Raw genomic sequence first — 26,101 nt, 5'->3', positions numbered from 1 at the left:
GGGCCCTGCTGAGGCGGCCTGCGCAAACGTTTGCCATGGCCATTGCCATCGCTGCGCAGAGGCCACCGGCAAATCTGATAGGCTCGCCACTGCCTGGTGCGCTGTGGCGCGCCCTTTCTCACCTTACTGACGACCCGCCTTCTCCGTGAATGCTGACCTGATACAAACCGTTCTGATCTATGCACTGCCGGTGCTGTTCTCCATTACCGTGCACGAGGCAGCGCATGGCTATGCTGCGCGCCATTTCGGGGACAACACGGCGGCCATGCTGGGCCGCCTGACGCTGAACCCGCTCAAGCACATCGACCCCATCGGCACCATCCTGATGCCGCTGATGCTGTATTTCATGACCTCGGGCGCCTTTGTGTTTGGCTACGCCAAACCCGTGCCCGTGGCCTTTGGCAACCTGCGCAACCCCAAACGCGACATGATCTGGGTGGCGCTGGCCGGCCCTGCGACCAATTTTGTGCAGGCCCTGCTCTGGGCTGTGGTCTACGGCATTCTGGTCGCCTCTGGCGTCGATGAGCGCTTCTTCCTGAAGATGGCGCAGGCCGGTGTGCTGGTGAACCTGGTGATGTGGGCCTTCAACCTGTTTCCGCTGCCTCCGCTGGATGGCGGGCGTGTGCTGGTGGGGCTGCTGCCCTACAAGCAGGCGGTGGCCGTCTCCAAGATTGAACCTTATGGATTTTTCATCGTCATGGGCCTTGTCATTGCAGGGGTCGTCAGCACCTTCTGGATGCGCCCCCTGATGAGCCTGGGCTACGCCGTTGTCAGCGTGGTGCTGATGCCCTTCAGCTGACCGCCTGCACCGCCCGCCCTGCGCCGCAACGCATATTGATGGATCGTTATGACTAAGACACGTTATCTCACGGGTATCACCCCCTCTGGAACGCCCCACCTGGGCAACTACGCCGGCATGATGCGCCCGGCCATCGCCGCCAGCCGTGCCGGCGATGTCGAGAACTTCTATTTCCTCGCCGACTACCACGCGCTGATCAAGTGCCAGGATCCCGAGCGCGTCAACCGCTCGACCTTGGAGATCGCGGCGAGCTGGCTGGCCGCTGGCCTGAACCCCGAGCACGTGACCTTCTACCGCCAGTCGGATATCCCGGAGATTCCCGAGCTGACCTGGTTTCTGACCTGCGTGACCGGCAAGGGCGTGCTCAACCGCGCCCATGCCTACAAGGCCGCGCAGGACAAGAATGCCGAATCCGGCAAGGAAGGCGATGACGGCGTCACCGCAGGCCTTTTCATGTACCCGGTGCTGATGGGCGCAGACATTCTGGTATTCAACGCGAACAAGGTGCCAGTGGGCCGTGACCAGATCCAGCACATCGAGATGGCCCGTGACATGGCCTCGAGCTTCAACCACCTGTATGGCGAGCATTTCGTGCTGCCCGAGGCAGCAGTGGACGACCATGTGGCAACCCTGGCCGGCCTCGATGGCCGCAAGATGAGCAAGAGCTACGACAACACGATTCCGCTGTTCTCCACGCAGGCCCAGCTCAAGAAGTTGATCGGCAGCATCGTGACCGACTCGCGCGCCCCCGGCGAGCCCAAGGAGGTGGAAGGCTCGGCTCTGTTTCAGATGTACCAGGCGTTTGCCACCCCCGAGGAAACAGCGGCCTTGCGCCAGGCCTATGCAGACGGCATTGCCTGGGGAGATGCGAAGGCCTTGCTGTTCGAATGCATTGACCGTGAGCTCGCTCCGTTGCGTGAGCGCTACAACTACCTGATGGCCCACCCCCAGGAAGTGGAGGCCATTTTGCGCCAAGGTGCAGAAAAAGCACGAACATATTCAGGCCCTTTACTACATAAGTTACGTGCCGCTGTTGGCCTGCGGCCACTGACCGCGGCCAGCCATGCCGATACGCCGAAGGCGGCAACCCGGCAGGCCGGCGCTGCATTCAAGCAGTACCGCGAGAAGGACGGCAAGTTCTACTTCAAGTTGGTGCGGGCCGATGGCGCCGTGCTGCTGCAGAGCCTGGGATTCGATGCGCCCAGGGACGCGGGCGCGATGATTGCACAATTGCAGGCGCAGCCACAGAGCCTCCCCGAGGCCATGGACAACCTGCAATTGGGTGACAGCTGCTCCCTGTCGGATGTGCAGTTGGCGCTCAAAGAGATAGCCGAGAGTTAAGAGACTGCCTATACTGCATTTGCAACTAATTGTTGAAGCTGTCACCGCCGTGGCAACTTACCCGTTTAACGCAGTGTGGAGCGAGTGATTCAATTTGCTTTTATTATTGAGCCATCGAATAAAAGCAAGCTATTGAGCTTTGTGGGAGTGAGCTGTTATGAGAATTGTGGCACTGGATGATGATCTGGTGGTGTTGGATATGCTCTCCAAGACCATGGAGGCGGAGGGCCACGCCTGTACGACCCATTCCTCTGGCGCCTCGCTGATCAAGGACATGCGCCGCGAAACCTATGATCTGCTGATCCTGGACTGGCAATTGCCGGACACCACGGGACCGCAGGTCGTGCGCTGGATACGGGAGAACGTCAACCAGGAGTTGCCGGTGCTCTTCATCACCAGCCGCCATGGTGAGGCGGACATCGTCGAGGGACTGGAGGCCGGAGCGGACGATTTCATGATCAAACCGCTGCGGGTGGCCGAGCTGGTCGCGCGTGTGCGTGCGCTGCTGCGCCGCGCCTACCCTGCGGCCACCAAGGGTACGCTGGAGTTTGGCCGCTACAAGTTCCTGTCCGATTCGCGGGCCTTGGAAGTTGACGGCAAGCTGGTGGAGTTGAAGAACCGCGAGTACGATCTGGCGCTGTTCCTGTTTCAGAACATGGGGCGCCTGCTGTCGCGTGACCATTTGCGCGAAATCATCTGGGGCCAGAACTCCGATGTCATCTCGCGCTCGCTCGATACCCATGTATCGCGGCTGCGCACCTTGCTGGATCTGCGTCCGGAGAACGGGTTCATCATCACCGCTGTGTATGGAGTGGGCTATCGGTTTGAGGCCGTCAAACCGCTGTCCGAGACGCAGCCCGACTGAATGTCTGCAGGGAAATGCAGCGCGTCATACGGCCAACACGCCACACGTGTTGGCCGTATTTACGCTGATGCATCCCGACCACCTGCCCGGCCTGGCCGCCGGGCTTGAAGGAGAGCCATCTTGTTTCGTTCCCGTCTGCCATTGTCTACTGCCATCTGGCTGGCCATTGGCGTGGCCGCCCCTGGTCTCGCGCTGGCGGCGTCGGCAGACCAGTTGCCCGATATCCGCCATACGGTCGTCAGCGGCGACACGCTTGAAGGCGTGGCCCAGCGCTATCTGAAGGACCCGCAGCAGTGGCGCGCCGTCGGCACGCTCAATGGCGTCAAGGATCCATTGCGGCTGCGGGTGGGCTCGGTCATCGTCATTCCTGCCCACATGGTGGGCTACCAGGAAGTGACGATCACCCATGTCAAGGGCGTTGCACGCATGCGCTCGCCGCAGTCCGGCAGCGACTGGCAGAGCGCAGCGTCGGGCACGATCCTGACCGAGGGCGATGAGCTGCAGGTGCCTGCGGGCAGCTATGTGAGCCTGCGCTTTGCCGATGGCAGCTCGGTGCGCATCAATGAGAACTCGCAGCTCAAGCTCAGCGAGCTGCGCAAGAACAGCCGCACCGACGAGCAGCAGTCGGTGCTCGATCTGAGCCAGGGCGGTCTGGAATCCCATGTGACGCCCGTGGTGGACCAGCGCCGCAAGCGCAAGTTCGAGATCAAGACGCCGATGGCCACCACCAGCGTGCGCGGCACGGTGTTCTCGGTCAGCGTGACGGATTCCGGCAAGGCCATCACCGCCGTCGACAAGGGCGTGGTGCAGGTGCAAGGTTACACGGCAAAGCGCCAGCCGGCGCAGCAGGCCCTGGTACCGGCGGGATCGGGTGTGGCAGTGCAGGCAAGCGGCCAGGTGGGCACGCCGGTGGCCCTGCTGGAGGCACCCAGCCTGGAGCGCAACCCCGCCGTTTTTGAAGACGCCAATTTTCTAACACTGCAAGTGGGCGAGGTGCCGGGCGCTCGGCAGTATGCCGTGCTGCTGGCACTCGACGCGGATCTGTCCCGCGTGATCCTGCGCCAAAGCCATGCCAGCCCCAGCTTCCGATTCGAGGCCGTACCGGACGGCACCTACTACCTGAGTGCACGCGCCCTCGACGCGCAGGACATACCAGGCAAGCCGGCGGTGCAGACCATCAAGGTCAAGGCGACTCCCATCCCGCCGCTCTATTCCAGCCCTGCCCCGGATGGCTTGATCGGCTTGTCCGATGGCGAGCTGCTCTGCACCGAGGGCGGCTCGGGCATTGCGGGCTACCGCATCCAGGTCTCTGCCAGCCGGGATTTCTCGCAACCCTTGCAGGACTCCGGCGTGGTGGACAACTGCCAGGCCAGCGTGACCGGCTTGGGCGAGGGCCACTATTTCTGGCGTGCGGCCAGCGTGCGCCGGCTGGCGGACGGCAGCCTGGACCAAGGCCCGTTTGCGCAGCCACAGGCTTTCAAGACCGGCAGCAACCCGGCGGCACTGGGCGCCGATGCGCTGAATGCGGCAGAGCCCAGCGCCCCCAACCTGCTGCAGCTGTCCTGGCCGGCCGAGCCCAACCAGCGTTTCAACCTGCAGCTGGCCAAAGACGAATCCTTTGCCAGTCCGCTGGTCAGCACGCAGCTTGACCAGCCGCAGTGGACATCGGACCCCCTGGTCGCGGGCGACTACTATGTGCGCATCCAGGTGCTGGACCCTTCGGGCCTCAAGAGCCGCTACTCCGATCCGCGCAAGCTCACTGTCGAGCCCTCGGTCGTCACCGGCGCGGGTACCGTCCTCAGAACCGGTGAAGGCAAAGCTGTTCTCAGCCCGCGCTAAGGGTACGCCGACCTGGACAGCGCCCCTGACGGTGCGCTGTCCGCGTTCACTGAACCGCCCATGGCCGTACCCTCTTTCTCATTGAGCCGAACCCAGCTGCGCTGGCTGGAGTGGCTGACGCTGTCTGCGCTGCTGCTGGGCCTGGTGGCCTGGGCCAGCCTGCGCGAGCAGCCCCGTGTCATCAATACCTTTGTGCAGGACATCACCGGCTGGCTCAGCGCGCCGGTGCCCCGCGATGACATCGTCATCGTTGCGATTGACGATGCGAGCCTGCAAAGCGTGGGCCGCTGGCCGTGGCGCCGCTCCGTGCATGCGCAGCTGATAGATCGCATCGCCGCCCAGCACCCCAAGGCCCTGGGCGTGGACGTGCTGTTCAGCGAACCCGACCTGCAGCACCCTGAGGACGATGTCCAGCTGGCGCAGGCGATTGCCCAGGCAGGCCATGTCGTGCTGCCGGTGGACTGGCGCATGGCCAATGTGGACATCGGCGCCGAACTGCCGCTCGCCCGCCTGCGCGAGGCGGCGCGCCAGCTCGGGCATGTGAACGTCACCGTCGATGACGACGGAGTGATACGCCGCTACTCCGGCGCGCAAGGCGAGGACACCGGGCCCTGGCCCCATTTCAGCATTGCCATGCTGTGTGCCAGCGGCCAGAGCCATGCGCTGTGCCAGGGCACGCGCCCCCCCGAGCCCGGAGAGCAGTGGGTGCAGCGCTCGCCCGAGATCTTCAACTTTGCCCGAGGAGACCGGCCCTACACCATGTACTCGGCCGAAGATGTGCTGACGGGACGCATACCCGCCGACAGCTTTCGCGGCAAGTATGTGCTGCTGGGCGCCACCGCCTCGGGCCTGGGCGATTACTTTGCCAGCCCCGCGCGGCCCGCATCGCGGCATATCGCGGGCGTGGAGCTGATCGCCCATGCACTCGACTCCCAGCTGTCCAACCAGCATGTGCATGCCGTATCGCTGCAGAGCAATATGGCCGTCAACCTGGCCGCGATTGTGCTGGCGCTGCTGGCCATTGCACTGCTGGGGCCGATGGCCGGCCTGCTGGCGCAGATGACCGTGGCTGCGGGCCTGCTGGCGCTGTGCCTGGCACTGCGCAGCTGGGCCGGCTTGCAGCTGGCGCCCGGGGCGGCACTGGTGGGCCTGCTGGTCATCTACCCGATCTGGAGCTGGCGGCGCCTCAGCGCGGCCGCGCGTTTCCTGCAGCAGGAGATGCACAACCTGCGCGCTGCGCTGGACACCACCAGCGCCCCGCAGCGCAATGGCCTGCTGATGGACGACTTTCTGGAGCGGCGCATCAAGGCGGTGGAGACCGCCACCGACACCCTGCGCCAGATGCACGGCTTTGTGCGCGATACGCTGCGCCAGATCCCCTCGCCCACCTTTGTGGTCGATCCGTTGGGCATGGTCAGCCTGCACAATGCCGCCGCCGTGCGCTACCTGCAGAACCTGGGCGTGCCCAGCCAGGGGTTGATCGCGATCCAGTCGGCGCTGCAAGGCATGCGCACCAAGGACTCGGGCCAGGTGCTGTCGTTTGCCAGCGCCGAGCAGTTGCGCGCCCTACCGCCTGAGTGCGAGGTGCTCGACCGCGAGGACCACCCCTGGCTGCTGCTGGCCGAGGCCTTTCGTGCACCGGCGCCTGCGGGCTGGCTGTTGATGCTGGTGGACCTGACCGAGCTGCACAAGGCGCAGCAGCAGCGCGACCAGGCGCTGCGTTTCATCTCGCATGATTTCCGCTCACCCCAGTCCTCGATCATCACCTTGCTGGAGATGTACAAGGAATTCCCCGGCCAGATGAGCGAGGCCGAGCTGCACCGCAAGATCAACCGCCTGGCGCACCAGTCGCTGGAGATGGCAGAGAGCTTTGTCCAGCTCGCCTCGGCCCAGTCGCAGGCCATGCAGCCGCAGCTGCTCAACCTCGATGTATTGCTGCAGGAAGCCGTTGACGACTGCTGGGCCAAGGCCTCGGAGAAGAAAATCCAGGCACGCTACCTGCCCGGAGCGCTGGAGGCCGCCGAGACCGACATCGTCTGCGTCGGAGACCGGTCCTTGCTGCAGCGCTGCTTTGTCAACCTGCTGGGCAACGCGATCAAGTACAGCCCCAGCGGCACGGTGGTGGAGGCCAGCATTGCCGATGATGGCGAGTACTGGCAGGTGGAAGTGCGCGACCAGGGCTTTGGCATGACGCAGGAGCAGCTGGACAAGCTCTTTCAGCCGTTCCAGCGCTTCCACCAGAACAGCCAGCCGCAAATCTCGGGCATCGGCCTGGGCCTGAGCTTTGTGCAGACGGTGGTGCTGCGCCACCAGGGTTTTGTCAGCGTCACCAGCGGGGTCAACGAGGGCTCCTGCTTCAGCCTGCACATTCCGAAGGCGCCGGCCACCTACCCAGGCGTGCAGCAGCCGCAGTCCTAGCCGCTTGGGTCCTGGGGCCTGGGCTCAGTGCAGTTCTTTGCCCCGGAGTTCCGGGATCAGCCACACCGTCGCCAGCGCATCGAGCACATAGATGGCAGCCAGCAGGCCAATGGCCATCTGGAACGAATACTGGGCCGCAATGGCGCCGATCACCACCGGACCTGCGCCGCCGACGGCGCGGCCAATGTTGAACAGCACATTCTGGGCGGTGGCCCGGGCCTCGGTCGGGTAGGCCTCGCTCATCAACGCGCCAAAGCCGCCCATCATGCCGTTGACGAACATGCCCATCACCGCACCGGCCCAGAGCATGGTGATGGGGTCGTTGAGCTGCGAGTAGAACAGCACCATCAGCGCCGCCCCCGCCTGGAACAGCAGAAAGCTCGGCTTGCGGCCGATGCGGTCGGCCAGTTGGCCAAAGATCCAGATGCCGGCCATCATGCCCAGGATGGTGACGGCGGTCCACAGCGCGGACTTGGTCAGGTTGAAGCCCAGCTTGTTGGCCAGGAAGGCGGGCATCCAGATCATGATGCCGTAGTAGCCAAAGTTCTGCACCGAGGTGAGCACGGCAATGCCGACGCTGATGCGGGTGGTGGCGCGGTCCTTGACCAGCAGCTTGAAGCACTGCAGCACGGACTGCTTTTTCTCCTGGCTGCGCACAAACACCTCGGGCTCATGCAGACGGTTGCGGATGAACCAGGCCACAAAGGCCGGGATCACGCCCACCAGGAACATGCCGCGCCAGCCGATATACGGCAGCAGCAATGGCGTCAGCAAGGCGGCGCCCAATACCCCCACCTGCCAGCCCAGCGCCACATAGGACGAGACACGCGCCCGGTAGCGCGCCGGCCAGGCCTCCGCTGCCAGCGCCATGCCAATGCCGAACTCGCCCCCCAGGCCGATACCGGCGATGGTGCGGTAGACCAGCAGGTCCCAGTAACCCTGCGCAAACGCACACAGCCCGGTAAACACGGCAAACAGCACGATGGTCCAGGTCAGCACGCGGATGCGGCCATAGCGGTCGCTGAGCATGCCAAACACGATGCCGCCCACGACAGCGCCGATCAAGGTCCAGGTGACCAGCGATCCGGCCTGCGCCGTCGTCAGCCCCAGATCCTCACGGATGGCGCTGAGCATGAAGCCCAGGATCAGCAGGTCAAAACCGTCCATGGCGTAGCCCACGGCCGAACCAGCCAAGGCCTTCCAGCCATAGCGGTTGACGGTATCGGAAGAGGAGGAGGCAGTGCCTGTAGCGGCAGACCCGGCAGCGGATGAAGACATGAAATGCGCTTTGTAGTAGGTTTTATGACCGCTGCGCGCACAAAAATGCCGCACGGATGGCGGCATGGTTGCTCAGCAGCGGGCGCTATTGTGCGCGATATCTATACGCTCTGCGTAGAGCCTGCGCAGTCCACATATTGACTAGTCGGTAAAAAATGGGGCATTGGGCGCCCCACCTTCAGGCCAGGAACAGCTCCTGCAGATCGCTCAGAAAGTCGAATCCACGCTCTGTGGGGGTGACTTTCTGGAAATCCAGCTTGATCAGGCCCTTGGCCTCGGCCTCGTGCAAGGCCTTGGCGATGGCGCTGAGCGGCAGGCCCGTGCGGTCCAGGTAATCCTGCAGTGCAAAGCCCTCGCGCAGGCGCAGCGCATTGAGCATGAACTCGAACGGCAGATCGGCGCGCTTGACCTCGTCGTCCTGCGCCAGCGCATTCCCCTGCAGCGCCTGGGCCATATAGCGGGCCGGATCACGCAGCCGCACCTGGCGCACCACGCGGTGGGCAAAGCTCAGCTTGCTGTGGGCGCCCGCCCCGATGCCCAGGTAATCCCCAAACAGCCAGTAGTTGCTGTTGTGCACGCAGGCATGGCCCGGCTTGGCATAGGCCGACACCTCGTAGCGCTGCATGCCGGCCTGCGCGGTGCGCGCCGTGATCTGGTCCAGCATCGCATAGGCCACATCGTCCTCCGGAACGGCCGGCGGGTACTTGGCAAAAAAGGTGTTGGGCTCGATGGTCAGGTGGTAGATCGAGATGTGCGGCGGCGCAAAGCCCAGCGCCGTATCCAGGTCCCGCGCCAGGTCCTGGGCAGTCTGGCCCGGCAGCGCATACATGATGTCCAGGTTGAAGGTCTCGAAGCTGCTGGCGGCCTCTTCAACCGCAGCCATTGCCTGCGCGCCGTTGTGCACGCGGCCGATGGCTTCCAGAAAGCGGTCGTCAAAGCTCTGCACGCCAATCGACAGACGGGTGATGCCCGCACCGCGAAACGCCCGAAAGCGGTCCTTCTCGAAGGTGCCGGGGTTGGCCTCCATCGTGATCTCGCAACCGGCCTCCACACGCAGACGCGCACGGATGGCCGAGATCAGCCGGTCAATCGATTCCGGCGAAAACAGGCTGGGTGTGCCGCCCCCCAGAAAAATGCTGTGGATGCTGCGCCCCCAGATGAGCGGCAAGGCCTGCTCCAGGTCGGCAATCAGCGCATCGATGTAGCGCTCTTCGGGCACCGCATGGCGGCCGTCGCGCGCCTCATGCGAATTGAAATCGCAGTACGGGCATTTCTTGATGCACCAGGGCAGATGCACATACAGCGACAGCGGCGGCAGGCTGGGCAGCTGCAAGGTGCCCGGGCGCATGTAGTGCTGGATATCGCGCTGCACCACCTGCTCTGGCGCTTGCGCCGATTGCAGCGGAATATGCACCGCCATCTCAGTCCTTGGGCGCCGCCGCCACCAGCGGCGTGCCGGCCAACCAGCTGTCGCGCAGCAGTGCCATCATCTGGCGCGACGAGCGGCCACGGTGGCTGTGCGCATGCTTGACCTCGGTGGCCATTTGCCCAAAGGTCATGCCCAGCTCGGGGATCAGCAGCACCGGGTCGAAGCCGAAGCCGCCCTCGCCCAGCGGCGCGGTGGTGATCTCGGCAGCCACCCGGCCCACCGCGACCAGCGGCTCCGGATCCTTGGGGTGGCGCACCGCCACCAAGGTGCTGACCATGGCCGCACGGCGGTCGGTCACGCCCTGCATCTGTTCCAGCAGCGCGCGCACATTGTTGGCATCGCTTTTCTCGTAACCGAACTGGGTGCAGTAGTAGGCGGTATCCACCCCCGGCAGACCGCCGAAGGCCGCCACGCACAGACCGGCATCATCGGCAATGGCGGGCAGGCCGGTGTGCTCGGACGCAAAGCGGGCCTTGGTCAACGCATTTTCCAGAAAGGTGCCATAAGGCTCGGGCGCTTCGCCCTGCATCAAATCGCCCTGGGGGACCAGGGTGACGCCCAGCGGCTCGAACATGGCCTGCAGTTCGGCGAGTTTGCCCGGGTTGTTGGAAGCGAGAACGATTTTCATGGATCGACACCAGCGGCCGCGGCAGGCTCACCTGCACAGCCCGCTGCTTTTTGGAGAAAAGTAAAAACAGGCATGGCGGCCTTGCGCCGCCATGCAGGACAGGCTGAATTATCGGCGGAGCGACAAAACGCAGTGCATGCCGGGCTTATGCGGCGGGCGCATCCGGCCGAGGCTCGGCCTTGCCACCGGCATCGGGCTCGAGCGGTGGCGGCAAGGTGTCACTCACCGGCTCGTCCGACTCGAAGCGCTCGGCACCGGGCATTTCCCACTCCATCGCCACTGCCGTGACGTTGTCGCTGGTGGCACCGGCCTTGCGCAAGGCCGCATCGATCAGGTCGGGGATGGCGCGGGAGACCGACTTGTTGGCCAGCTCACGCGCAATTACCGTCTCGGAGACGCTGCTCCACAGCCCGTCGGAGCACAGCATGATGCGGTCGCTGCGGTGCATCTCGGTGGGACCGGCCACATCAAAGAACGGGCGCGAAGGGCTGCCCAGGCAGGTGAACAGCACATTGCGGTTGAAGCGGTCGGGGTTGATGCTGGTCACCCCGGAACCACGCAACTCCATGTAGGAATGGTCACGGGTGCGCGCCAGCACCTTGCCACTGCGCACCAGGTACAGGCGCGAGTCGCCACAATGCACCCACCAGATATTGCCATCCTGCACCACCGAGGCCACCAACGTGGTGCGGGGCGGGTCTTCCATCTGGTTGGCGATCGCGTATTTCAGGATATTGTGGTGCGCCGACAGCAGTGCATTCTCGAGGAATTCGGCCGGGTCCTCCAGCTTGGGGCGCGCCAGACGCTGAAAATCGAGCGACACGGTCTGCAACGCCAGTTGCGCGGCCACTTCCCCTTCCGGATGCCCTCCCATGCCATCGGCCACGACAAACAGACAGGCTTCCTTGGTATAGCTATACCCCATCCTGTCTTCGTTTTTTTCCCGCCCGCCCTTGCGGCTGAGCTGGAAGACCGAGAACTTCATTTGGTTTGGCCTCCGCCCACGCGCTTTTTGGTATCGCTGACCAGCGAATCAATCGACATACGAACCTTCTCGGAGACAGTCAGTTTGGTATAGCGGCGCTCATCTTCGCGCGCCAGCTCTTTTTGCAACAGGAACACCGACTGAGGCCGGGCCTGGGGATCCAGTGCCATGCACCACTCCACCAGTTCGATCAGGTTGTCCGAGTAAACGCCGCGCACCTTGGACATGGCCAGGCTCAGGCGGTCCTTTTCCTGGCGCTTGGGTGCGTCGTTGGGCGGAATGCCCTGCATGCAGGCATAGATGCAGGCGCCAATCGCATAGATATCGGTCCAGGGGCCCAGCGCCATGTCACGGCGGTACATCTCGGGGGCGGCAAAGCCGGGCGTGTACATCGGACGGACAAAGTTGCCTTCCTTGCTCAGCACTTCGCGGGCCGCGCCAAAATCGATCATCACCGCCTTGTTGTCGTCGGTGATGAAGATGTTGGCCGGTTTGATATCGAGGTGCAGCATCTTGTGCTGGTGCACGATGCGCAGACCGCGCAGCACCTCGTCGAACAGCGAGCGGATCGTGGACTCGCGGAAGACCTTGGCTTCCTTCAGATCGCGGGCGGTCACGACGAAATCCTGCAAGGTGGCCCCTTGCAGGTAGTTCATCACCATGTAGACGGTGTCGTTCTCGCGGAAGAAGTTGTAGACACTGACGACCGAGGAGTGCGAGATCTGGGCGAGCGCGCGGCCCTCTTCAAAGAAACTCTTGAGACCCAATCGGTACAGAGACAGCTTGTCGGGCTCGATGCTCGGAGACAGCGAACCCGGCGCACGGGTGGCCAGGCTGGACGGCAAATACTCCTTGATGGCGACCTGCTGGCCATCGGGCGCCAGCGCCAGATAGACCACCCCGAACCCCCCTGCCGATATGCGCCGCACGATACGGTAGCCACCGATGACGGTATTGGCTGGCAGCGGCGCTGGCTTTACTTTTGACATAGTTTGATGAACAACGCAGGTATATGAGAAGCCTGATAATGAGCGCGATTGCAAGCAACCTCATACAGTCCTATGCCAGTTTACAGCATGACAGGCTATGCCTCTGTCCAGCAAAGCATCCCACCTGACGGTGACAACAATGCTCCCTCCCTCTGGCGCGTCGGACTGGAAATTCGCTCGGTTAACAGCCGTTTTCTCGATTTATCTTTTAAGCTTCCGGAAGACCTCAGAAGCTGCGAACCTCAGTTACGCTCTCTGGTAGATAATAGTCTGAAGCGTGGCAAGGTGGAAGTGCGGGTACTGATCAACAGTGAACACGCGTCCAGCGTGCCGGTCGCATCGCCCCGCCTGCTGCAGCAGCTGGGCAGCTTCCAGGACACCGTCAAGGCCTGGATGCCGGCAGCCCAGCCCTTCTCTGTCGCAGAAGTGCTACGCCTGAGCGGCAGCGGCAGCATCGAGTTGCCCGAGAACTGGGCTGAGAACGTGGCCGCGCTGTGCCAGCAAGCCCTCAAGACCCTGCTCGACGCCCGCCAGCGCGAAGGCAAGCGGCTCGCCGACATGCTCCAAGACCGCATCAAGCAGCTGCGCCAGCTGGCCGACCAGGCCGAGCCGCTGATTCCCGAACTGGTCAAGCAGCAAAAGCAGCGCTTTTTGGAGCGCTGGCAAGAAGCGATGGCGCTGAGCGCCGGCAGCGTCTCACCCGAAGCGGCCCAGGATCGTGCGCTGACCGAGGCCACGTCTTTTGCGATCCGCATCGATGTCGCAGAAGAAGTGACACGCCTGCGCTCGCACCTGGAAGAGATCAGCCGTCTGCTGACCAAGGGTGGTGATATCGGCAAGCGCCTCGACTTCCTGATCCAGGAGCTGCACCGCGAGGCCAACACCTTGGGCTCCAAATCTGCAGCGCTGGACCTGACCCGCATCAGCGTCGACATGAAGGTGCTGATCGAGCAGATGCGCGAACAAGTGCAAAACATCGAATAAGAAGCCAGAACTCCCATGGAATACCCCGGAAACCTCTTTGTCGTCTCTGCCCCCAGCGGTGCAGGCAAGTCGTCCCTCGTCAAGGCCCTGCTGGAGCTCGACTCCCAGGTCTTTCGCTCCATCTCCCACACCACGCGCTCGCCGCGCGGCCAGGAAAAGCACGGCCGCGAGTACTACTTCGCCTCACGCGACGATTTCGAGCGGATGATTGCCTCCAACGCGTTTGTCGAGTGGGCCAATGTGCATGGCAATTTGTACGGCACCTCCAAGAAGGCGATCGAAGAGCGCCTGGCCAAGGGCACCGATATCGTGCTGGAGATCGACTACCAGGGCGCTTTGCAGATCAAGCAAAGCTTTCCCCATGCCGTGTTGATCTTCATCCTGCCGCCCAGCTGGGAAGAGCTGCGCTCGCGGCTCGAGAACCGCGGCGAGGATGCCTCCGATGTCATCGAAAAGCGCCTCACGAACGCCAAAGAGGAGATGGCCCAGGTCCACAAATTCGACTTCGTTATAATTAATGAATTGTTCGAACGCGCGCTGTTCGATTTGAAGGCCGTTGTACATTCACAACGCTTGCGCTATTCGGCCCAAAAGCGCGTTCGCAGCGAAATTTTCTCGTCACTCGACATCCCTGTTACCCTGGAGAACTCCTGATGGCCCGCATCACCGTAGAAGACTGCCTCGATAAAGTCCCCAACCGCTTCCAACTGGTTCTGGCCGCTACCTACCGTGCGCGCATGCTGAGCCAGGGCCACACCCCCAAGATTGAAAGCCGGAACAAGCCAGCCGTCACCGCGCTGCGCGAAATTGCCGCCGGCAAGGTGGGCCTGGAAATGCTGAAGAAGGTTCCGGGCTAAGCCCCTGCACCTTGCGCCAAATGGCACCGAATGTCGGTGCCATTTTTCTTGGTATTCACACAAATTTGTCATCGCACGCTACAGTTAAGGCGTGAAGTCCGTGACCATCCCCTCCGCACCTGCCCAAGTCTCTGGCGTCATCGCTACCGCCGCAGCCAAGCCTGCCATGTCGTATCCGGTCGTGGTGAGTGCCTACGCCGAATTTTTGGAGAAGCTCGACTACCTCGGTGAGGCCGACCTGGCCCTGGTCGAGGAAGCATTCGAGTTTGCCGCCCAGGCCCATACCGGCCAGTTCCGCAGCAGCGGTGATCCCTACATCACCCACCCGATTGCGGTGGCGGAAATCTGCGCGAGCTGGAAGCTCGACGCCCAGGCGCTGATGGCGGCGCTGATGCATGACGCGATGGAAGACTGCGGCGTCACCCGCGATGACATTGCCCGCCAGTTTGGCGACACGGTGGCCGAGCTGGTCGATGGCCTGACCAAGCTGGACAAGCTCCAGTTCAACTCGCGCGAAGAGAACCAGGCCGAATCATTCCGCAAGATGCTGCTGGCGATGGCGCGCGATGTGCGCGTCATTCTCGTCAAGCTCGCCGACCGCACGCACAACATGCGCACGATGTCCGACATGCCGCGCAGCAAGTGGGGCCGCATCTCGACCGAGACCATGGAAATCCATGTACCGATCGCCAACCGCCTGGGCATCAACCGGGTCTACCGCGAGCTGCAGGACCTGGCCTTCAAGCACCTCTACCCCTGGCGCCATGACACCCTGGTCAAGGCGCAGGGCCGCTCGCGCAACCGGCGCAAGGATGTGGTCCAGAAGATCCATGCCGAGGTCGATTCGGCCTTTGCCAAGTCCGGCATCAAGATCCGCCTGGGCAACCAGGAAAAAACGCTTTACGCCATCTACAAGAAGATGGATGGCAAGCGCCTGTCGTTCGCACAGGTGACCGACTCCTACGCGGTGCGCGTTATCGTGCCCAACCTCATCGACTGCTATACCGCGCTGGGCGTGCTGCACCAGGTCTTCCGCCCGGTGCCTTCCAAATTCCGCGACTACATCGCCAACCCCAAATCGAACGGCTACCAGTCGCTGCACACTACCCTGGTCGGCCCCTCGGGCGTGAGCATGGATTTCCAGATCCGCACCGAGGACATGAACCTGGTCGACGAATACGGCGTGCTCACCCACTGGATGATCCAGGCGCGGGCCATGCCCAATGGCGAGCAGCCGGGCAACAAATGGGTGCAATCGCTGCTCGACATCCAGGACGAGACCCGCGATGCCCATGAGTTCTGGGACAACGTGCGGGTGGACCTGTTCCCCGACTCGGTCTATGTGTTCACGCCCAAGAACCAGATGCTCACCCTGCCCCGGGGCGCGACCGTGCTGGACTTTGCCTATGCCATCCACAGCAATGTCGGCGAGCGCACACAGGGCGCACGCATCAACAACGAACAGGTGCCACTGAGCACGGTGCTCAAGAGCGGCGATGTGGTGGAGGTATCGACCTCGCCCGATGCAGCGCCCCACCCTTCGTGGCTGTCCATCGTGCGCACCGGCCGGGCCAAATCCAAAATCCGCTATTACCTCAAGACCCAGGGCCAGAATGAAACCGCTGCGCTGGGCGAGCGCCTGCTGCTGCAAGCGCTGCGCGCCGAAGGCATCCCCCAGCTTCCCGAGGACAAGGCCGTCTGGGAACGTCTGCTGACGCGCCTGGAGGCACGCAACAAGGTCGAGTTGTTCAATGACATCGGCCAAGGCAAGCGCATCGCGGTGTTTGCCGCCAAGCAGGTGGTGGACCTGCTGGCCGAGCAAGGCCAGCGCCCCGATGCGGTGCTGCTGAGCCAGGAGCGTTTCAAAACCGGCACCAGCACGACCACCACTGCTCTGGTGCTAGACGGCTCGCCCAATGCTGCGGTCAAGTACGCCAAATGCTGCCGCCCGGTGCCGGGAGACCCGATTGCCGCCCACCTCGACCGCAATGCCGGCCTCGTCGTGCACAACGCGCAATGCGCCGTCTGCAAGCGCCTGCTGGCCAAGGATGCCGAGCATTTTGTCGATGTAGAGTGGGCCGATGAACCGGCCAGCGAGTTCGATACCGGCGTCGTGGTCACGATCAACAATGGCAAGGGGGTGCTGGGCAAGATTGCGGCAGAGATCGCGGCGATGGGCTCGGACATCACCCACATCACGATGGACGACGAAGTGGCGATGGACACGATGGCGCTGCGCTTTGTGCTGACCGTCAGGGACCGCGCGCAGGTGGAGCTGCTGCTGCGCCAGCTGGTCAAGCTGCCGTATGTGCTGCGGGCACACCGGGTGCTGCCGGCCGCCTGATGGAGGCCCGACAACGTTCGGGACGCTCTCGCCACAACAGCGCGCCTTGATGGCGCGCTGTAGTTTTGGGGCTCCGCTCTTTCAGGAAGTCCCCGGTCCCGGGTACTGCACATCCAGCACTTCTAGCACCCGCACACCGCCCGGCGTGGGCAACTGCACCTCGTCGCCTATGCGGGCCTTGAGCAGCGCGCGCGCAATGGGCGCCACCCAGCTGACCTGGCCCCGGCTGGCGTCAGCCTCGTCAATGCCCATGATGGTGATCGACTCCTCGCTGCCCTGCTCATCGCAGTAGTGCACCGTCGCTCCGAAGTACACCTGGTCGCTGCCATGGTGCACGCCCGGGTCCACCACCTCGGCCGCTTCCATGCGCTTGGTCAGAAAGCGGATGCGCCGGTCAATCTCGCGCAGGCGCTTCTTGCCATACAGGTAGTCGCCATTTTCCGAGCGGTCGCCATTGCTGGCGGCCCAGTGCACCACCTCCACCACCTTGGGCCGTTCGTCATCGATCAGCTGCAGCAGCTCCTGCTCCAGCGCGCGGTAGCCCCCGGGCGTGATGTAGTTCTTGCCGCCAGCGATTGTCGGCAGTTGCGGCAGATCGTCATCGTCGTCGTTGTCCGTCTCTTTGGTAAAGGCCTTGTTCATGCCGCTATTTAAACAAAGATTGAGGGGGCTCCCTGCCAGAAAGAAAAAAGCCTGCCACCGCCATGGCAGGCTTGCCTTCAGCGGAAAGACTTCCGTGCTTACACGGCCTGGCCCACAGGGGCCTGCGCGGCGCCACCCAGCTCTGGCGGGTGGGTGACGATGCTGCGCAGCGCGGGCCGGGGCTGGGCCAACGCAGCCAGGTCGGGGCGGGGGCGGGCAAAGCCGGTGTTGTGCAGGCCCAGCTTCTCGACCGCAGCGGCCATCGCCAGCAGGCGGCCGTCCTGGTGCAGCGGGCCGATCATCTGCAGGCCAAAAGGCATGCCCGCCTCGTCACGGCCGCAGGGCAACGACAGCGCCGGGTTGGTCGCCAGGGTCACCACATAGGTCAGGCTCAGCCATTCGTAGTAGTTGCGCTGGGTGTGGCCATCCACCTCCTGCGCATAGAGCTGCGTCCAGGGGAAGGGCGACAGTGGCGTCACCGGCGCCAGCACCAGGTCGTATTGCTCAAACGTGCGCTGGAACAAACGCTGGATGCGGGTCTGCGCCAGGTGCGCCCAGGCCCGGTCGCCCAGGCTGATGCTGGCGGCCATCTCCACATTGGCCAGCACATTGGGGCCCAGGGTTTCGGGGGCCGTTCGGTAGGTATCGGCAAACGCGGCGACAAAGCTCTCGGCGCGGATGATGTCAAAGCAGCGGTGCGCCTCTTCCAGGTTCCAGGGCAAGGCGTCCATGCAGGCCACCTCGCCGGCCAAGGCCTGCACCCGCTGGCGAAAGGCGCGGCGCACCAACGGGTCGACCGCGCAGGTGCCAAAGTCCTCGGTGTAGGCCACGCGCAGGCCGCGCAGGTCCATCTCGGGCACAGGCCAGACGGGTGCATGGCGCACGCCCATGCTCAGCGGATCCATCGGGTGCGGGCCCATGCTGGCCTGCATCATCAGCGCGGTATCGGCCACATCACGGCCCATGGGGCCGAGCACCGAGATCGCCGACCATCCCAGCGGGCGGTCATCATTGGCAATCAGGCCCGGCGACGGGCGCAGGCCGACCACGCCACACAGCGCCGCCGGAATGCGCAGTGAGCCGCCGGTGTCCGAGCCGGTGCAGAGCGGAAACATGCCGGTCGCCAGCGCTGCGGCCGAGCCGCCCGATGAGCCACCGGCATTCAGATCCGGGTTGAAGGGGTTGCCGGTAGCGCCCCAGACCGGGTTGCGGCTGTTGGCACCGGCGCCCATGTCCGGCGTATTGGTCTTCGCCGTCACGATTGCGCCCTGGGCACGCAGCCGGGCCACGAAGGCATTGTCTTTGACGGGCACATGGCCGCGCAGCCGCACATTGCCGCTGGTGGTCAGCAGGCCTTCGGTGGCCTGCAAGTCCTTCACACCCAACGGCAGGCCGTGGAGCAGCGGCAGCTGGCTGCGCCGCCCCACTTGCGCTTCCGCCAGCTGGGCGGCGGTGCGGGCCCGCTCGAAATCGGTCGCGCAGAGCGCATTCACCGCCGGGTTGATGGCCTGCATGCGGGCGATGCAATCATCGAGCAGTTCGACCGGCGAGATCTGCCGGCTCTGGATCAGGCTGCGCAGCTCAACGGCGCTGTGTTCTACCAGACTCATTGCGTTGCCAATCCCAGTTTGTCGATCAAAGGCTTCCAGACGGCAATGTCGCGCTCGGCAAAGCCCAGCACATCGGCAGGCTGGCTGCGCATCAGGGTCACGCCCATCTTGTCCATGCTGTTGGCATAGACCGGGTCGCTGTAGCACTGGTTGGTGGCGTCGTTCAAGGTCTTGATCACCTCTGGCGGCGTGCCCTTCTTGGCCACCACCGCAATCCAGGACGGCCGCGCCAGCACGGCCGGCCCACCGGCCTCGGCAATCGTCGGCACCTCGGGCAACACAGCCGAGCGCTGGCTGGCAAACACAGCCAGCGGTACCAGCTTGCCGGCCTTGACCTGGGGCGCTGCCGTGTTCAGCACCAAGGTCATCGCCTGGATCTGCTGGCCCATCAGCGCCGTCAGGCCTGCGCTCTCACCGACAAAGGGCACATGGGTGGCGGGCCAGTGCATCGCATCGGTCAGTGCGGTGGTCAGCAGATGCGCGGGGCTGCCCTTGCCGGGCGAGCCAAAGTTGAGCCCGCCGGCCTGGGACCGGGCCACCTTTTCCAGATCAGCCAGCTTGCTGATGCCCGCCCCCGCCGGCACCACCAGCACCAGCGGCGACGAGCCAATCATCGCCACACCGGCAAAGTCCTTCAGCGGGTCATAGGGCATCTGCGTGTGCACATAAGGGGTGATCGTCATCTGCGACATGCCGATCGTCATTGCAAACGAGCCATCGGCCGCCTGGCCCTTGAGGTAGTTGATGGCCAGGATGCCGTTGGCACCCGGCTTGTTCTGGACCACCACCGGACGCCCCATCAGCCGCCCGGCGCATTCGCCCCAGGCGCGCGTCATGGCGTCCGAGCCGCTGCCTGGCGGCTGCTGCGCAATCACCTGCAGGGGGCTTTGTGCGGCGGCACCGAGTGCCCAGGCTGACAGGCCACAGGCAAGAAGGGATGCTCTGATCAAGGGGACACCTCGCTGGAAAATGATTGAAGTAGCAGGGACAGCTGCTGCAGTTGCTGGTCAATCGCAGCCGGGCTGGAAAACGGCGCGACGACACCCAGGCCGCGCAGGCAGGACAGCACCAGCTGGCAGCGCGCTGCGCCATCGGGCGCCGCTGCCCATTCAGGAAAGCTACCGCACAGGCGCTGCTGCAGCTGCTCATTGATGAGGGCGCGCTCGGCGCGGATATGGGCGACGATGTCCTTGTCAGCACGCACGGCCAGATAAGCCTCCCAGGCCACCGCAAAGCGCGGCTGGCCATAGAGCCGGTGCCAGGCCTCGTGCACAAAATGGTCGGCACGCCGCCGCATGGACCAGCGCGGCGATGGCCAGAAGCTGTCGTCGGTATCGATCTTCTGCACCAGCCGCCGGATGATCTGCAGCATCAGCTCGGCCTTCGACGAGAAGTGGTGCTGCACCGCCCCGGTGGTCATCCCCGCCATGCGGGCCACCTCATGCATCGACAGGCTGGCAATGCCTTTGGCCTGCATCACATCGAGTGCAGCATCCATCAGGCGCTCACGCGTCTGTTCGCTTTTGATTTGGTGCAGGTTCGGCACAACAGGTCTCCTGAAATACATTATGTGTGTAATGTAATTTCGGAGAAATCCGGGTTTGGCCTAGGAGCGCGGCCTTGCACCGTGCATCGGGCGCTTGCAAGCTCGCGCGGGTGTCACCGCTTCACTGCGCCGGCCGCACAAGCGATGCGGGCAGCATCGCTGCACAGCGCTCAGAAAAGATCGGTGAGCAAGGCCAGTTCCGCCAGAAACGCCTGCATCTGCGGGCTCGCCTCTTCGCCTGGCGCCAGCAAGCCATGCTTGTGCGCCAGTTGCCGGAACACCGAGGCGGCAGCCAGCTGCGGCAACGCGGCAGCGCCCTCTCCCCCATCCCCGGCATCGCTCAGGTTGTCATGGACCACTTCAATCATGCGAACTCCTCTCTTCTTATCGGATGCCAGCGCGCACGGCGCAGGCCATGGCTGGTCTTTAAACTGTATAAATATACAGTATCAGAGAAAGATTGCGCACCACATTGGCAGCCATCCAGCGCTGCATGGGCGGGCACTGCCCCTCAGCGCCTGCAGAGCGCGCTAAGAATTTTCAAGGGGCGGGAATAAAGCGGCACTGCCATTCGTCCATAGCAGTGTTCTTCCACCCCCACTTGAAAGATCTTTGCGATGAAAAACCTCCAAGTCTCCCTGATCGCCCTGTCTTTGGCTGCACTGCTGGCGCCTATCGCACAGGCCGAGCCGGTGGCCAGGATGGCCAATGGCATGCTGGTCAATGCCAGCGGCATGACGCTCTACACCTTCGACAAGGACGTTGCCGGCAGCAACAAGAGCATGTGCAACGGCCCCTGCATTGCGCTGTGGCCCGCAGTGGCGGCAGCGGCCGGTGCCAAGCCGGAAGGCGACTACAGCATCATCACCCGCGATGACGGCAGCCTGCAGTGGGCGTACAAGGGCAAGCCGCTCTATACCTATACTGCGGACAAGAAGGCAGGCGACGCCACCGGCGACAACTTCAAGGACGTCTGGCACGTCGTCAAGTAAGCGCCCGCTGCTGCCGGCCACCCACCCACGCCCCCAAAGCTACAGCACCCATGCGCGCACAGGACGAAGCGGAGATCGTCGCCTGCATCCCCAGCCTGCGGCGCTATGCGCGCGGCCTGGTCTCCGACCCCGACCGGGCCGACGACCTGGTGCAGGACACATTGGAGCGCGCCTGGTCGCGCTTTTCCATGTGGCAAAAGCGCAATGAGGTGCGCGCCTGGATGTTTGGCATCATGCACAACCATTTCATCGACCGCCTGCGCGCCCAGCGCAGCCGGCCCGAGGACAGCGCGGGCGACGACCTGCCCGAGCTGCCCCAGCGGCCCCAGCAGGCCGATGCGCTCGAAGTGCGTGACCTGGATCGCCTGCTGCAGCGCCTGCCGCCCGAGCAGCGCGAAGTGCTGCTGCTCATCAGTGTCGAGGAGATGAGCTACCAGGAAGTGGCACAGATCACCGGCGTGCCGCTGGGCACGGTGATGTCGCGGCTCTCGCGGGCACGCGCCCGGCTGCGCGACGAGATGGCCAGCCAGGGCCAGAGCAAGGAGCAGGACAAAGTCAGCCATGCAGCGCAAAGAATCCAACGGGTGAAGTGACCATGGACAAGCCCTCTCTCCAAACCCTGGACGCCAGTCCCCTACCGCCGGTGACCGAAGCCGATCTGCATGCCTATGTGGACCGGCAATTGCCCAGCGCACGCCGCCTCCAGGTTGAGCACTACCTGCACGAGCACCCGGAAGAACGCGCCCGTGTGGAGGATTGGCAGCAGCAGAATGCGCGGCTGCGCGACATGCTGGCACCCGTGATGGACGAGCCCTTGCCGATGGGCCTGCCCTTGCGCGCTGCGCACAGCGCAATGCCCTGGCGCAGCCTGGCCGCCGGCTTGCTGGTGGCGGTCATCAGTGCCGTCGCTGCCTGGTCGGTCCGGGGCGCCGTCGATGCCAAGGCCATCCAGCTCGCCAACGCTGGCCGGCCCGCATCCCCCACCCCGGAATCCGCCCAGCTGCTGCCGGCCAGCGGCACGGCCTTGAGCGGCTTTGCCCAGCGCGCCGCGATTGCCCATGGCGTCTACAGCCCGGATGTGCGGCGGCCGGTGGAAATCGGGGCCGAGCAAGAGCAGGCGCTGGTGACCTGGCTGACCAAGCGCACCGGCGCGAACGTACGCCCTCCTGCGCTCCAGGCGCTGGGCTACCACCTGATGGGTGGCCGTCTGCTGCCCGGCGGCAGCGGTCCGGTCGCGCAGTTCATGTACGAGAGTGGGTCAGGTCTGCGCCTGACGCTGTATGTGACGCGCGAAGTGGCGCTGCAGAACGACGCACAGTTCAGGTTTGGCCAGGAGGGGCCGGTCAATGTCTTTTACTGGGTGGAGAACCACCTGGGTTACGCCATTGCGGCAGAGGCAGACCGGACCGAGCTGATGCGCGTGTCACAAGCGGTCTACCAGCATTTGCAGCAGGATTGACCCAGGCGCCGCAGAACCTCCAGCGCGGTCAGGGCCGCGCCCGGACTGCACCAGGTGCGCCGGGCCGCGTCACGCTGCTGCGCCACGCGGCGCAGCAACCGTTGTAATAAAGCCGTTGCCCGCGTGGGCGGCGCATGCAAGAGGTCTGTGGGACTGGGAGTGAGCCACATGCGCCCGGCATGAAACCGAATCAACCACCCAACGGCTTGGGGTGCTGCATCGCCGCCAGCCGGCGGTACTTCTCGAAAGTCTTGCTGATGTCGGTGGAGACCGAAGGCACATAGCGCTTCGCTTTCTCGCCGCGATGGGCCACCAGCGGCCGCGTCGGCATGGTCAGCATCGGAAATGAGGGCTGGTTTTGCATACCCAACTCCTTTCACAAAGGACTTATTCATCGATTCAGTCAATGATTTAAGAATGTAAGCCTTGGTTGCGCAAAGTCAAGAAGTCCCCCGCTATCGAGGCGCGCTTGGTTGTAATTAATTGCAAACCAGCCGCCCTGCTCTGCGTACCGCCCATCTCAAACCGCGTCGCTGCCGCCATGCGGCTGCAGCCGCCCAACCCCGGCAAGGAGCGTGCCCAGCGGTACGGTGTCCCGTTCACCGCCCCCAAAAATCGGCTGGTTGCAACGCGTGGCGCAAGCCCGGGTCCGCAGGCCATCCCTGCATAGGCCACGTGGGCTCGCGCAGCGCCTCCGGCATTTTTTGCCTGTATTCCGATTAGAAATTGCTGACAATCCATTTGAATAAATTCATAGAGAATTCTTCTATCCAGATGCCGTTTCGCCCCGTTCCCGGGGGGAGTCTTTGGGGAGAGGAGGTGCACCATGCAGCCGGTTATTCAGCTTCGGTCGTCGAGGACCTCAGCGTCCAGCCTGCTGCAGCTCGGCAAGGGCCGCACCCAGATCGGGCGGGGTGCCGGTTGCGGGCTGCGGCTGCAGTACCAGGGAGTCAGCCGGGACCATGGTGCCTTCACCTACTACATCGGATTGTTGATGGTCGAGGACCATGACAGCACCAACGGCATCTTTGTCAACGGCGTGCGGGTCAAGCGCCAGGTGCTGTACGCAGGAGATTGCGTCACCGTCGGGCCCATCGGGATCTATATCCAGAAAGGCTCGGCAGCGCCATCGACGGCCACCGCATGACGGCGCCAACAACCCGCTAAACCAGCTGGTGAACAGATACCCGCCACCGTATCCGTTGGTATATCGGATCCCCCTATTCAGCGCCAGCCTTAGGCATGTTGGGTCCGCCCGCTTCGGCATGCTATCGGCGCCCGACTAGCCGCCGCCCCCCCATGCTCGACTTTCCCAGAGTTGCCAGAGCCGCCGGTCCAGCGCGCAGTGATGGCGCGGTGCGCGGCGCTCAACGGGTGGCGCCCGAGAGCGCCAGCAGCACCCCAAATACCACCAGCAAGCCGCCAAACGCGCGGTCGATCCAGTGGCGCGCCGCCAGCAGGCGGCTGCGCACCGCACCGGCAGAAAAGCACAGTGCCACCAGGCTGAACCAGGCGACATGTGCGGCCGAGATGAACGCGCCATAGCCCAGTTGCAGCGACAGCGGCGTGCCGGGCCGCACCACCTGCAAAAACAGGCTCACGATGAAGACCGTAGTCTTCGGGTTCAACGCATTGGTCAGAAAACCGGTACGCAAAGCCGCCCCATCGGACAACGGCGCACTTGCGGCCTCAGGCACCCCGTGCGAAGGCTGGGTGCGCAGCATCTTGACACCGAGATAGACCAGATAGGCGGCCCCGGCAAGCTTGATCGCATGGAACAACCACAACGACTGCTGGATCAGCAGCCCCAGGCCCAGCAAGGTGTAGCCCACATGGACCAGCACGCCCAGCCCGATGCCCACGGCTGTCAGCACGCCTGCGCGGCGCGACAGCAGCAGGCTGTTGCGTGACACCATCGCAAAATCCGGCCCCGGGCTGATCACCGCGAGCAAGGTGATGGTGATAACAGCTAACAGTTCGGTCATCGCGTATCCTGTACAAAATCAAAAAACAGTCCGCATGGTGCCTGCAATGGCGCGTGATGAAAAACGATGATTTCTGACAAGTTTGGTGAGCCTGCCTCACATACCCAGCAACGCCGCCTGCCGTCGCTGCTGGCGCTGCGCTGCTTTGAAGCGGCCGCCCGGCTGGAGAACTTCAGCCGCGCTGCCGACGAGCTGCATGTGACCCATGGCGCCGTCAGCCGGGCCGTGCGCCTGCTGGAAGAGGACCTGGGCCGGGCGCTGTTCGAGCGGCGCAGCCGCCGGGTCTACCTCACCGCCGACGGGCGCATGCTGGCCCATGCCGTCAGCCAGGGGCTGGACCTGATGCGCCATGCCGTGGCTGAACTGCGTGCCCGCGCGCGCCAGCACCAGCGCTGGGTGCTGTCCTGCGAGCCCACGCTGCTGATGCGCTGGCTGATCCCGCGCTGGCCGGATTTCCAGGCCCGCCACCCCGGGCTGGAGCTGCACCTGGTGGCTGGCGGTGGCCCCTTCTCCTTTGCCAGCGGCATCGATCTGGCAATTCGCCGCGACGACTTTGCCTGGCCCGCAGGCTGCCACGCCGAGCCGCTGTTTGCAGAACGCACAGGCCCGGTCTGCCGCCCCGACCGGCAAGCGGCATGGTTCCGCACCGGCAAGGGCAGCCCCCGCCTTCATGCCCAGGCACCGCCACTGCATACGCACACCCGACCCGGCGCATGGCAGGATTGGGCACAGGCTTCGGGACAGCCGCTGCCCCCCGCAAGCGGGCAGAGCTTCGAGCATTTCTATTTCAGCCTGCAAGCCGCCGTTGCGGGCCTGGGGGTGGCCATCGGTCCCTGGCATCTGGTGCAGGACGACATTGCCAACGGCCTGCTCGTCGCCCCGATGGGCTTTGTGGACGACGGCTCCCGGTACTGCCTGCTGTCACCGCAGCCATGGACGCCGGGCAGCGTGCATGCTGATTTGCTGACCTGGCTGCGCGCGGCGGCTTAGCCTGGCCGGCATGGTCCGCCAGCCAGCGCGGCGGCCCCCTGGCGGCGTAGCCGAAGAGCCCGCCCACTGATGGGAATGACTGGCGCCAACCGCACCAGCAGGCGTCGAATGCAAAAAAACA

At 64.1% G+C, this 26,101-nt stretch carries 26 protein-coding genes; 14 read left to right on the top strand and 12 right to left on the bottom strand.

Annotated features, from left to right (window positions below):
• Positions 1–145 precede the first annotated feature (145 nt).
• From MJ205_RS02810 to MJ205_RS23725, 5 genes are all read left to right on the top strand, one after another.
• Positions 146–799 (top strand): site-2 protease family protein, encoded by a 654-nt coding sequence (locus tag MJ205_RS02810; RefSeq protein WP_239811086.1) that lies wholly within the window; start codon positions 146–148, stop codon positions 797–799.
• 48 nt (positions 800–847) lie between these two features.
• Entirely contained in the window at positions 848–2,140 is a 1,293-nt protein-coding gene (locus MJ205_RS02805) for a tryptophan--tRNA ligase (RefSeq protein WP_239811085.1), read from the top strand.
• A gap of 157 nt (positions 2,141–2,297) precedes the next feature.
• On the top strand, positions 2,298–3,005 hold the full coding sequence (locus MJ205_RS02800) for a response regulator transcription factor (protein ID WP_239811084.1): 708 nt from the start codon (positions 2,298–2,300) through the stop codon (positions 3,003–3,005).
• A gap of 120 nt (positions 3,006–3,125) precedes the next feature.
• The gene (locus MJ205_RS02795; RefSeq protein ID WP_239811083.1) at positions 3,126–4,844 is read left to right on the top strand and encodes a FecR domain-containing protein; all 1,719 of its coding nucleotides are present in this window, start codon (positions 3,126–3,128) and stop codon (positions 4,842–4,844) included.
• 60 nt (positions 4,845–4,904) lie between these two features.
• On the top strand, positions 4,905–7,262 hold the full coding sequence (locus tag MJ205_RS23725; protein WP_305852714.1) for a CHASE2 domain-containing protein: 2,358 nt from the start codon (positions 4,905–4,907) through the stop codon (positions 7,260–7,262).
• A gap of 24 nt (positions 7,263–7,286) precedes the next feature.
• Here the strand turns inward: MJ205_RS23725 and MJ205_RS02780 are convergent, their stop codons facing one another.
• From MJ205_RS02780 to MJ205_RS02760, 5 genes are all read right to left on the bottom strand, one after another.
• Positions 7,287–8,429, bottom strand: a complete 1,143-nt coding sequence (locus tag MJ205_RS02780; RefSeq protein WP_409411491.1) for an MFS transporter — start codon at positions 8,427–8,429, stop codon at positions 7,287–7,289.
• Between the two features lie 289 nt (positions 8,430–8,718).
• Positions 8,719–9,960 carry a radical SAM family heme chaperone HemW gene (gene hemW, locus MJ205_RS02775; RefSeq protein WP_239811081.1) on the bottom strand — a complete coding sequence of 414 codons (1,242 nt, stop codon included), beginning with the start codon at positions 9,958–9,960 and terminating at the stop codon, positions 8,719–8,721.
• Position 9,961: 1 nt separating this feature from the next.
• Positions 9,962–10,597, bottom strand: coding sequence for a non-canonical purine NTP pyrophosphatase (locus MJ205_RS02770; RefSeq protein ID WP_239811080.1), 636 nt, complete (start codon positions 10,595–10,597; stop codon positions 9,962–9,964).
• A gap of 145 nt (positions 10,598–10,742) precedes the next feature.
• The gene (locus tag MJ205_RS02765; protein ID WP_239811079.1) at positions 10,743–11,582 is read right to left on the bottom strand and encodes a PP2C family protein-serine/threonine phosphatase; all 840 of its coding nucleotides are present in this window, start codon (positions 11,580–11,582) and stop codon (positions 10,743–10,745) included.
• Positions 11,579–12,571, bottom strand: coding sequence for a serine/threonine protein kinase (locus MJ205_RS02760; RefSeq protein WP_239811078.1), 993 nt, complete (start codon positions 12,569–12,571; stop codon positions 11,579–11,581). Before MJ205_RS02760 ends, MJ205_RS02765 begins: the two co-directional genes overlap by 4 nt.
• 72 nt (positions 12,572–12,643) lie before the next feature.
• Here MJ205_RS02760 and MJ205_RS02755 point away from each other — a divergent pair, with 72 nt between their 5' ends.
• The 4 genes from MJ205_RS02755 to MJ205_RS02740 all read left to right on the top strand — a co-directional run bounded on the left by MJ205_RS02755 (position 12,644) and on the right by MJ205_RS02740 (position 16,756).
• Positions 12,644–13,555 (top strand): YicC/YloC family endoribonuclease, encoded by a 912-nt coding sequence (locus tag MJ205_RS02755; RefSeq protein ID WP_239811077.1) that lies wholly within the window; start codon positions 12,644–12,646, stop codon positions 13,553–13,555.
• Positions 13,556–13,570: 15 nt separating this feature from the next.
• Positions 13,571–14,209: a guanylate kinase gene (gmk, locus tag MJ205_RS02750; protein ID WP_239811076.1), complete on the top strand. Its 639-nt coding sequence runs from the start codon at positions 13,571–13,573 to the stop codon at positions 14,207–14,209.
• Positions 14,209–14,412 (top strand): DNA-directed RNA polymerase subunit omega, encoded by a 204-nt coding sequence (gene rpoZ, locus MJ205_RS02745; RefSeq protein ID WP_239811075.1) that lies wholly within the window; start codon positions 14,209–14,211, stop codon positions 14,410–14,412. Before gmk ends, rpoZ begins: the two co-directional genes overlap by 1 nt.
• 91 nt (positions 14,413–14,503) lie before the next feature.
• Complete coding sequence (locus tag MJ205_RS02740) at positions 14,504–16,756, top strand: RelA/SpoT family protein (RefSeq protein ID WP_394680123.1); 2,253 nt, start codon at positions 14,504–14,506, stop codon at positions 16,754–16,756.
• Between the two features lie 81 nt (positions 16,757–16,837).
• Here the strand turns inward: MJ205_RS02740 and greB are convergent, their stop codons facing one another.
• The 5 genes from greB to MJ205_RS02715 form a co-directional block, all read right to left on the bottom strand.
• Positions 16,838–17,398, bottom strand: coding sequence for a transcription elongation factor GreB (gene greB, locus MJ205_RS02735; RefSeq protein WP_239811074.1), 561 nt, complete (start codon positions 17,396–17,398; stop codon positions 16,838–16,840).
• Positions 17,399–17,496: 98 nt separating this feature from the next.
• The gene (locus tag MJ205_RS02730; RefSeq protein ID WP_239811073.1) at positions 17,497–19,008 is read right to left on the bottom strand and encodes an amidase; all 1,512 of its coding nucleotides are present in this window, start codon (positions 19,006–19,008) and stop codon (positions 17,497–17,499) included.
• Positions 19,005–19,958 carry a Bug family tripartite tricarboxylate transporter substrate binding protein gene (locus tag MJ205_RS02725; RefSeq protein WP_239811072.1) on the bottom strand — a complete coding sequence of 318 codons (954 nt, stop codon included), beginning with the start codon at positions 19,956–19,958 and terminating at the stop codon, positions 19,005–19,007. Before MJ205_RS02725 ends, MJ205_RS02730 begins: the two co-directional genes overlap by 4 nt.
• Positions 19,955–20,554: a TetR/AcrR family transcriptional regulator gene (locus MJ205_RS02720; protein ID WP_239811071.1), complete on the bottom strand. Its 600-nt coding sequence runs from the start codon at positions 20,552–20,554 to the stop codon at positions 19,955–19,957. Before MJ205_RS02720 ends, MJ205_RS02725 begins: the two co-directional genes overlap by 4 nt.
• A 170-nt stretch (positions 20,555–20,724) precedes the next feature.
• Positions 20,725–20,922 (bottom strand): hypothetical protein, encoded by a 198-nt coding sequence (locus tag MJ205_RS02715; protein ID WP_239811070.1) that lies wholly within the window; start codon positions 20,920–20,922, stop codon positions 20,725–20,727.
• Positions 20,923–21,171: 249 nt separating this feature from the next.
• On the opposite strand from MJ205_RS02715, the gene MJ205_RS02710 reads away from it, so the two are divergent.
• Genes MJ205_RS02710 through MJ205_RS02700 form a run of 3 tightly spaced genes read left to right on the top strand, consistent with a single transcriptional unit; the run spans position 21,172 to position 23,005 of the window.
• Positions 21,172–21,546, top strand: coding sequence for a COG4315 family predicted lipoprotein (locus MJ205_RS02710; RefSeq protein WP_239811069.1), 375 nt, complete (start codon positions 21,172–21,174; stop codon positions 21,544–21,546).
• 50 nt (positions 21,547–21,596) lie between these two features.
• The gene (locus tag MJ205_RS02705; RefSeq protein ID WP_239811068.1) at positions 21,597–22,139 is read left to right on the top strand and encodes an RNA polymerase sigma factor; all 543 of its coding nucleotides are present in this window, start codon (positions 21,597–21,599) and stop codon (positions 22,137–22,139) included.
• A 2-nt stretch (positions 22,140–22,141) separates the two neighbouring features.
• Entirely contained in the window at positions 22,142–23,005 is an 864-nt protein-coding gene (locus MJ205_RS02700; RefSeq protein ID WP_239811067.1) for an anti-sigma factor family protein, read from the top strand.
• 190 nt (positions 23,006–23,195) lie between these two features.
• On the opposite strand, the gene MJ205_RS02695 is transcribed toward MJ205_RS02700, so the two are convergent.
• Positions 23,196–23,369 (bottom strand): hypothetical protein, encoded by a 174-nt coding sequence (locus tag MJ205_RS02695; protein WP_239811066.1) that lies wholly within the window; start codon positions 23,367–23,369, stop codon positions 23,196–23,198.
• 462 nt (positions 23,370–23,831) lie between these two features.
• Between MJ205_RS02695 and MJ205_RS02690 the strand changes: the two genes are divergently transcribed.
• Positions 23,832–24,152 (top strand): FHA domain-containing protein, encoded by a 321-nt coding sequence (locus tag MJ205_RS02690; RefSeq protein WP_239811065.1) that lies wholly within the window; start codon positions 23,832–23,834, stop codon positions 24,150–24,152.
• A 220-nt stretch (positions 24,153–24,372) separates the two neighbouring features.
• Here the strand turns inward: MJ205_RS02690 and MJ205_RS02685 are convergent, their stop codons facing one another.
• Complete coding sequence (locus tag MJ205_RS02685) at positions 24,373–24,990, bottom strand: LysE family translocator (protein ID WP_239811064.1); 618 nt, start codon at positions 24,988–24,990, stop codon at positions 24,373–24,375.
• A gap of 66 nt (positions 24,991–25,056) precedes the next feature.
• Between MJ205_RS02685 and MJ205_RS02680 the strand changes: the two genes are divergently transcribed.
• Positions 25,057–25,980, top strand: coding sequence for a LysR family transcriptional regulator (locus MJ205_RS02680; protein WP_239811063.1), 924 nt, complete (start codon positions 25,057–25,059; stop codon positions 25,978–25,980).
• Positions 25,981–26,101 lie beyond the last annotated feature (121 nt).

Source organism: Comamonas sp. B21-038, assembly GCF_022387135.1.
Classification (GTDB): Bacteria; Pseudomonadota; Gammaproteobacteria; order Burkholderiales; family Burkholderiaceae_C; genus Comamonas; species Comamonas sediminis.
This window is presented reverse-complemented; position numbering and strand designations above follow the sequence as displayed.

Coding starts and splice junctions, on each gene's coding strand:
- MJ205_RS02805 (WP_239811085.1), top strand. CDS start 848: ATGACTAAGACACGTTATCTCACGGGTATCACCCCCTCTGGAACGCCC.
- MJ205_RS02800 (WP_239811084.1), top strand. CDS start 2,298: ATGAGAATTGTGGCACTGGATGATGATCTGGTGGTGTTGGATATGCTC.
- MJ205_RS23725 (WP_305852714.1), top strand. CDS start 4,905: ATGGCCGTACCCTCTTTCTCATTGAGCCGAACCCAGCTGCGCTGGCTG.
- MJ205_RS02780 (WP_409411491.1), bottom strand. CDS start 8,429: ATGGACGGTTTTGACCTGCTGATCCTGGGCTTCATGCTCAGCGCCATC.
- hemW (WP_239811081.1), bottom strand. CDS start 9,960: ATGGCGGTGCATATTCCGCTGCAATCGGCGCAAGCGCCAGAGCAGGTG.
- MJ205_RS02770 (WP_239811080.1), bottom strand. CDS start 10,597: ATGAAAATCGTTCTCGCTTCCAACAACCCGGGCAAACTCGCCGAACTG.
- MJ205_RS02765 (WP_239811079.1), bottom strand. CDS start 11,582: ATGAAGTTCTCGGTCTTCCAGCTCAGCCGCAAGGGCGGGCGGGAAAAA.
- MJ205_RS02760 (WP_239811078.1), bottom strand. CDS start 12,571: ATGTCAAAAGTAAAGCCAGCGCCGCTGCCAGCCAATACCGTCATCGGT.
- MJ205_RS02755 (WP_239811077.1), top strand. CDS start 12,644: ATGCCAGTTTACAGCATGACAGGCTATGCCTCTGTCCAGCAAAGCATC.
- gmk (WP_239811076.1), top strand. CDS start 13,571: ATGGAATACCCCGGAAACCTCTTTGTCGTCTCTGCCCCCAGCGGTGCA.
- rpoZ (WP_239811075.1), top strand. CDS start 14,209: ATGGCCCGCATCACCGTAGAAGACTGCCTCGATAAAGTCCCCAACCGC.
- greB (WP_239811074.1), bottom strand. CDS start 17,398: ATGAACAAGGCCTTTACCAAAGAGACGGACAACGACGACGATGACGAT.
- MJ205_RS02730 (WP_239811073.1), bottom strand. CDS start 19,008: ATGAGTCTGGTAGAACACAGCGCCGTTGAGCTGCGCAGCCTGATCCAG.
- MJ205_RS02715 (WP_239811070.1), bottom strand. CDS start 20,922: ATGATTGAAGTGGTCCATGACAACCTGAGCGATGCCGGGGATGGGGGA.
- MJ205_RS02710 (WP_239811069.1), top strand. CDS start 21,172: ATGAAAAACCTCCAAGTCTCCCTGATCGCCCTGTCTTTGGCTGCACTG.
- MJ205_RS02705 (WP_239811068.1), top strand. CDS start 21,597: ATGCGCGCACAGGACGAAGCGGAGATCGTCGCCTGCATCCCCAGCCTG.
- MJ205_RS02700 (WP_239811067.1), top strand. CDS start 22,142: ATGGACAAGCCCTCTCTCCAAACCCTGGACGCCAGTCCCCTACCGCCG.
- MJ205_RS02695 (WP_239811066.1), bottom strand. CDS start 23,369: ATGCAAAACCAGCCCTCATTTCCGATGCTGACCATGCCGACGCGGCCG.
- MJ205_RS02690 (WP_239811065.1), top strand. CDS start 23,832: ATGCAGCCGGTTATTCAGCTTCGGTCGTCGAGGACCTCAGCGTCCAGC.
- MJ205_RS02685 (WP_239811064.1), bottom strand. CDS start 24,990: ATGACCGAACTGTTAGCTGTTATCACCATCACCTTGCTCGCGGTGATC.
- MJ205_RS02680 (WP_239811063.1), top strand. CDS start 25,057: ATGATTTCTGACAAGTTTGGTGAGCCTGCCTCACATACCCAGCAACGC.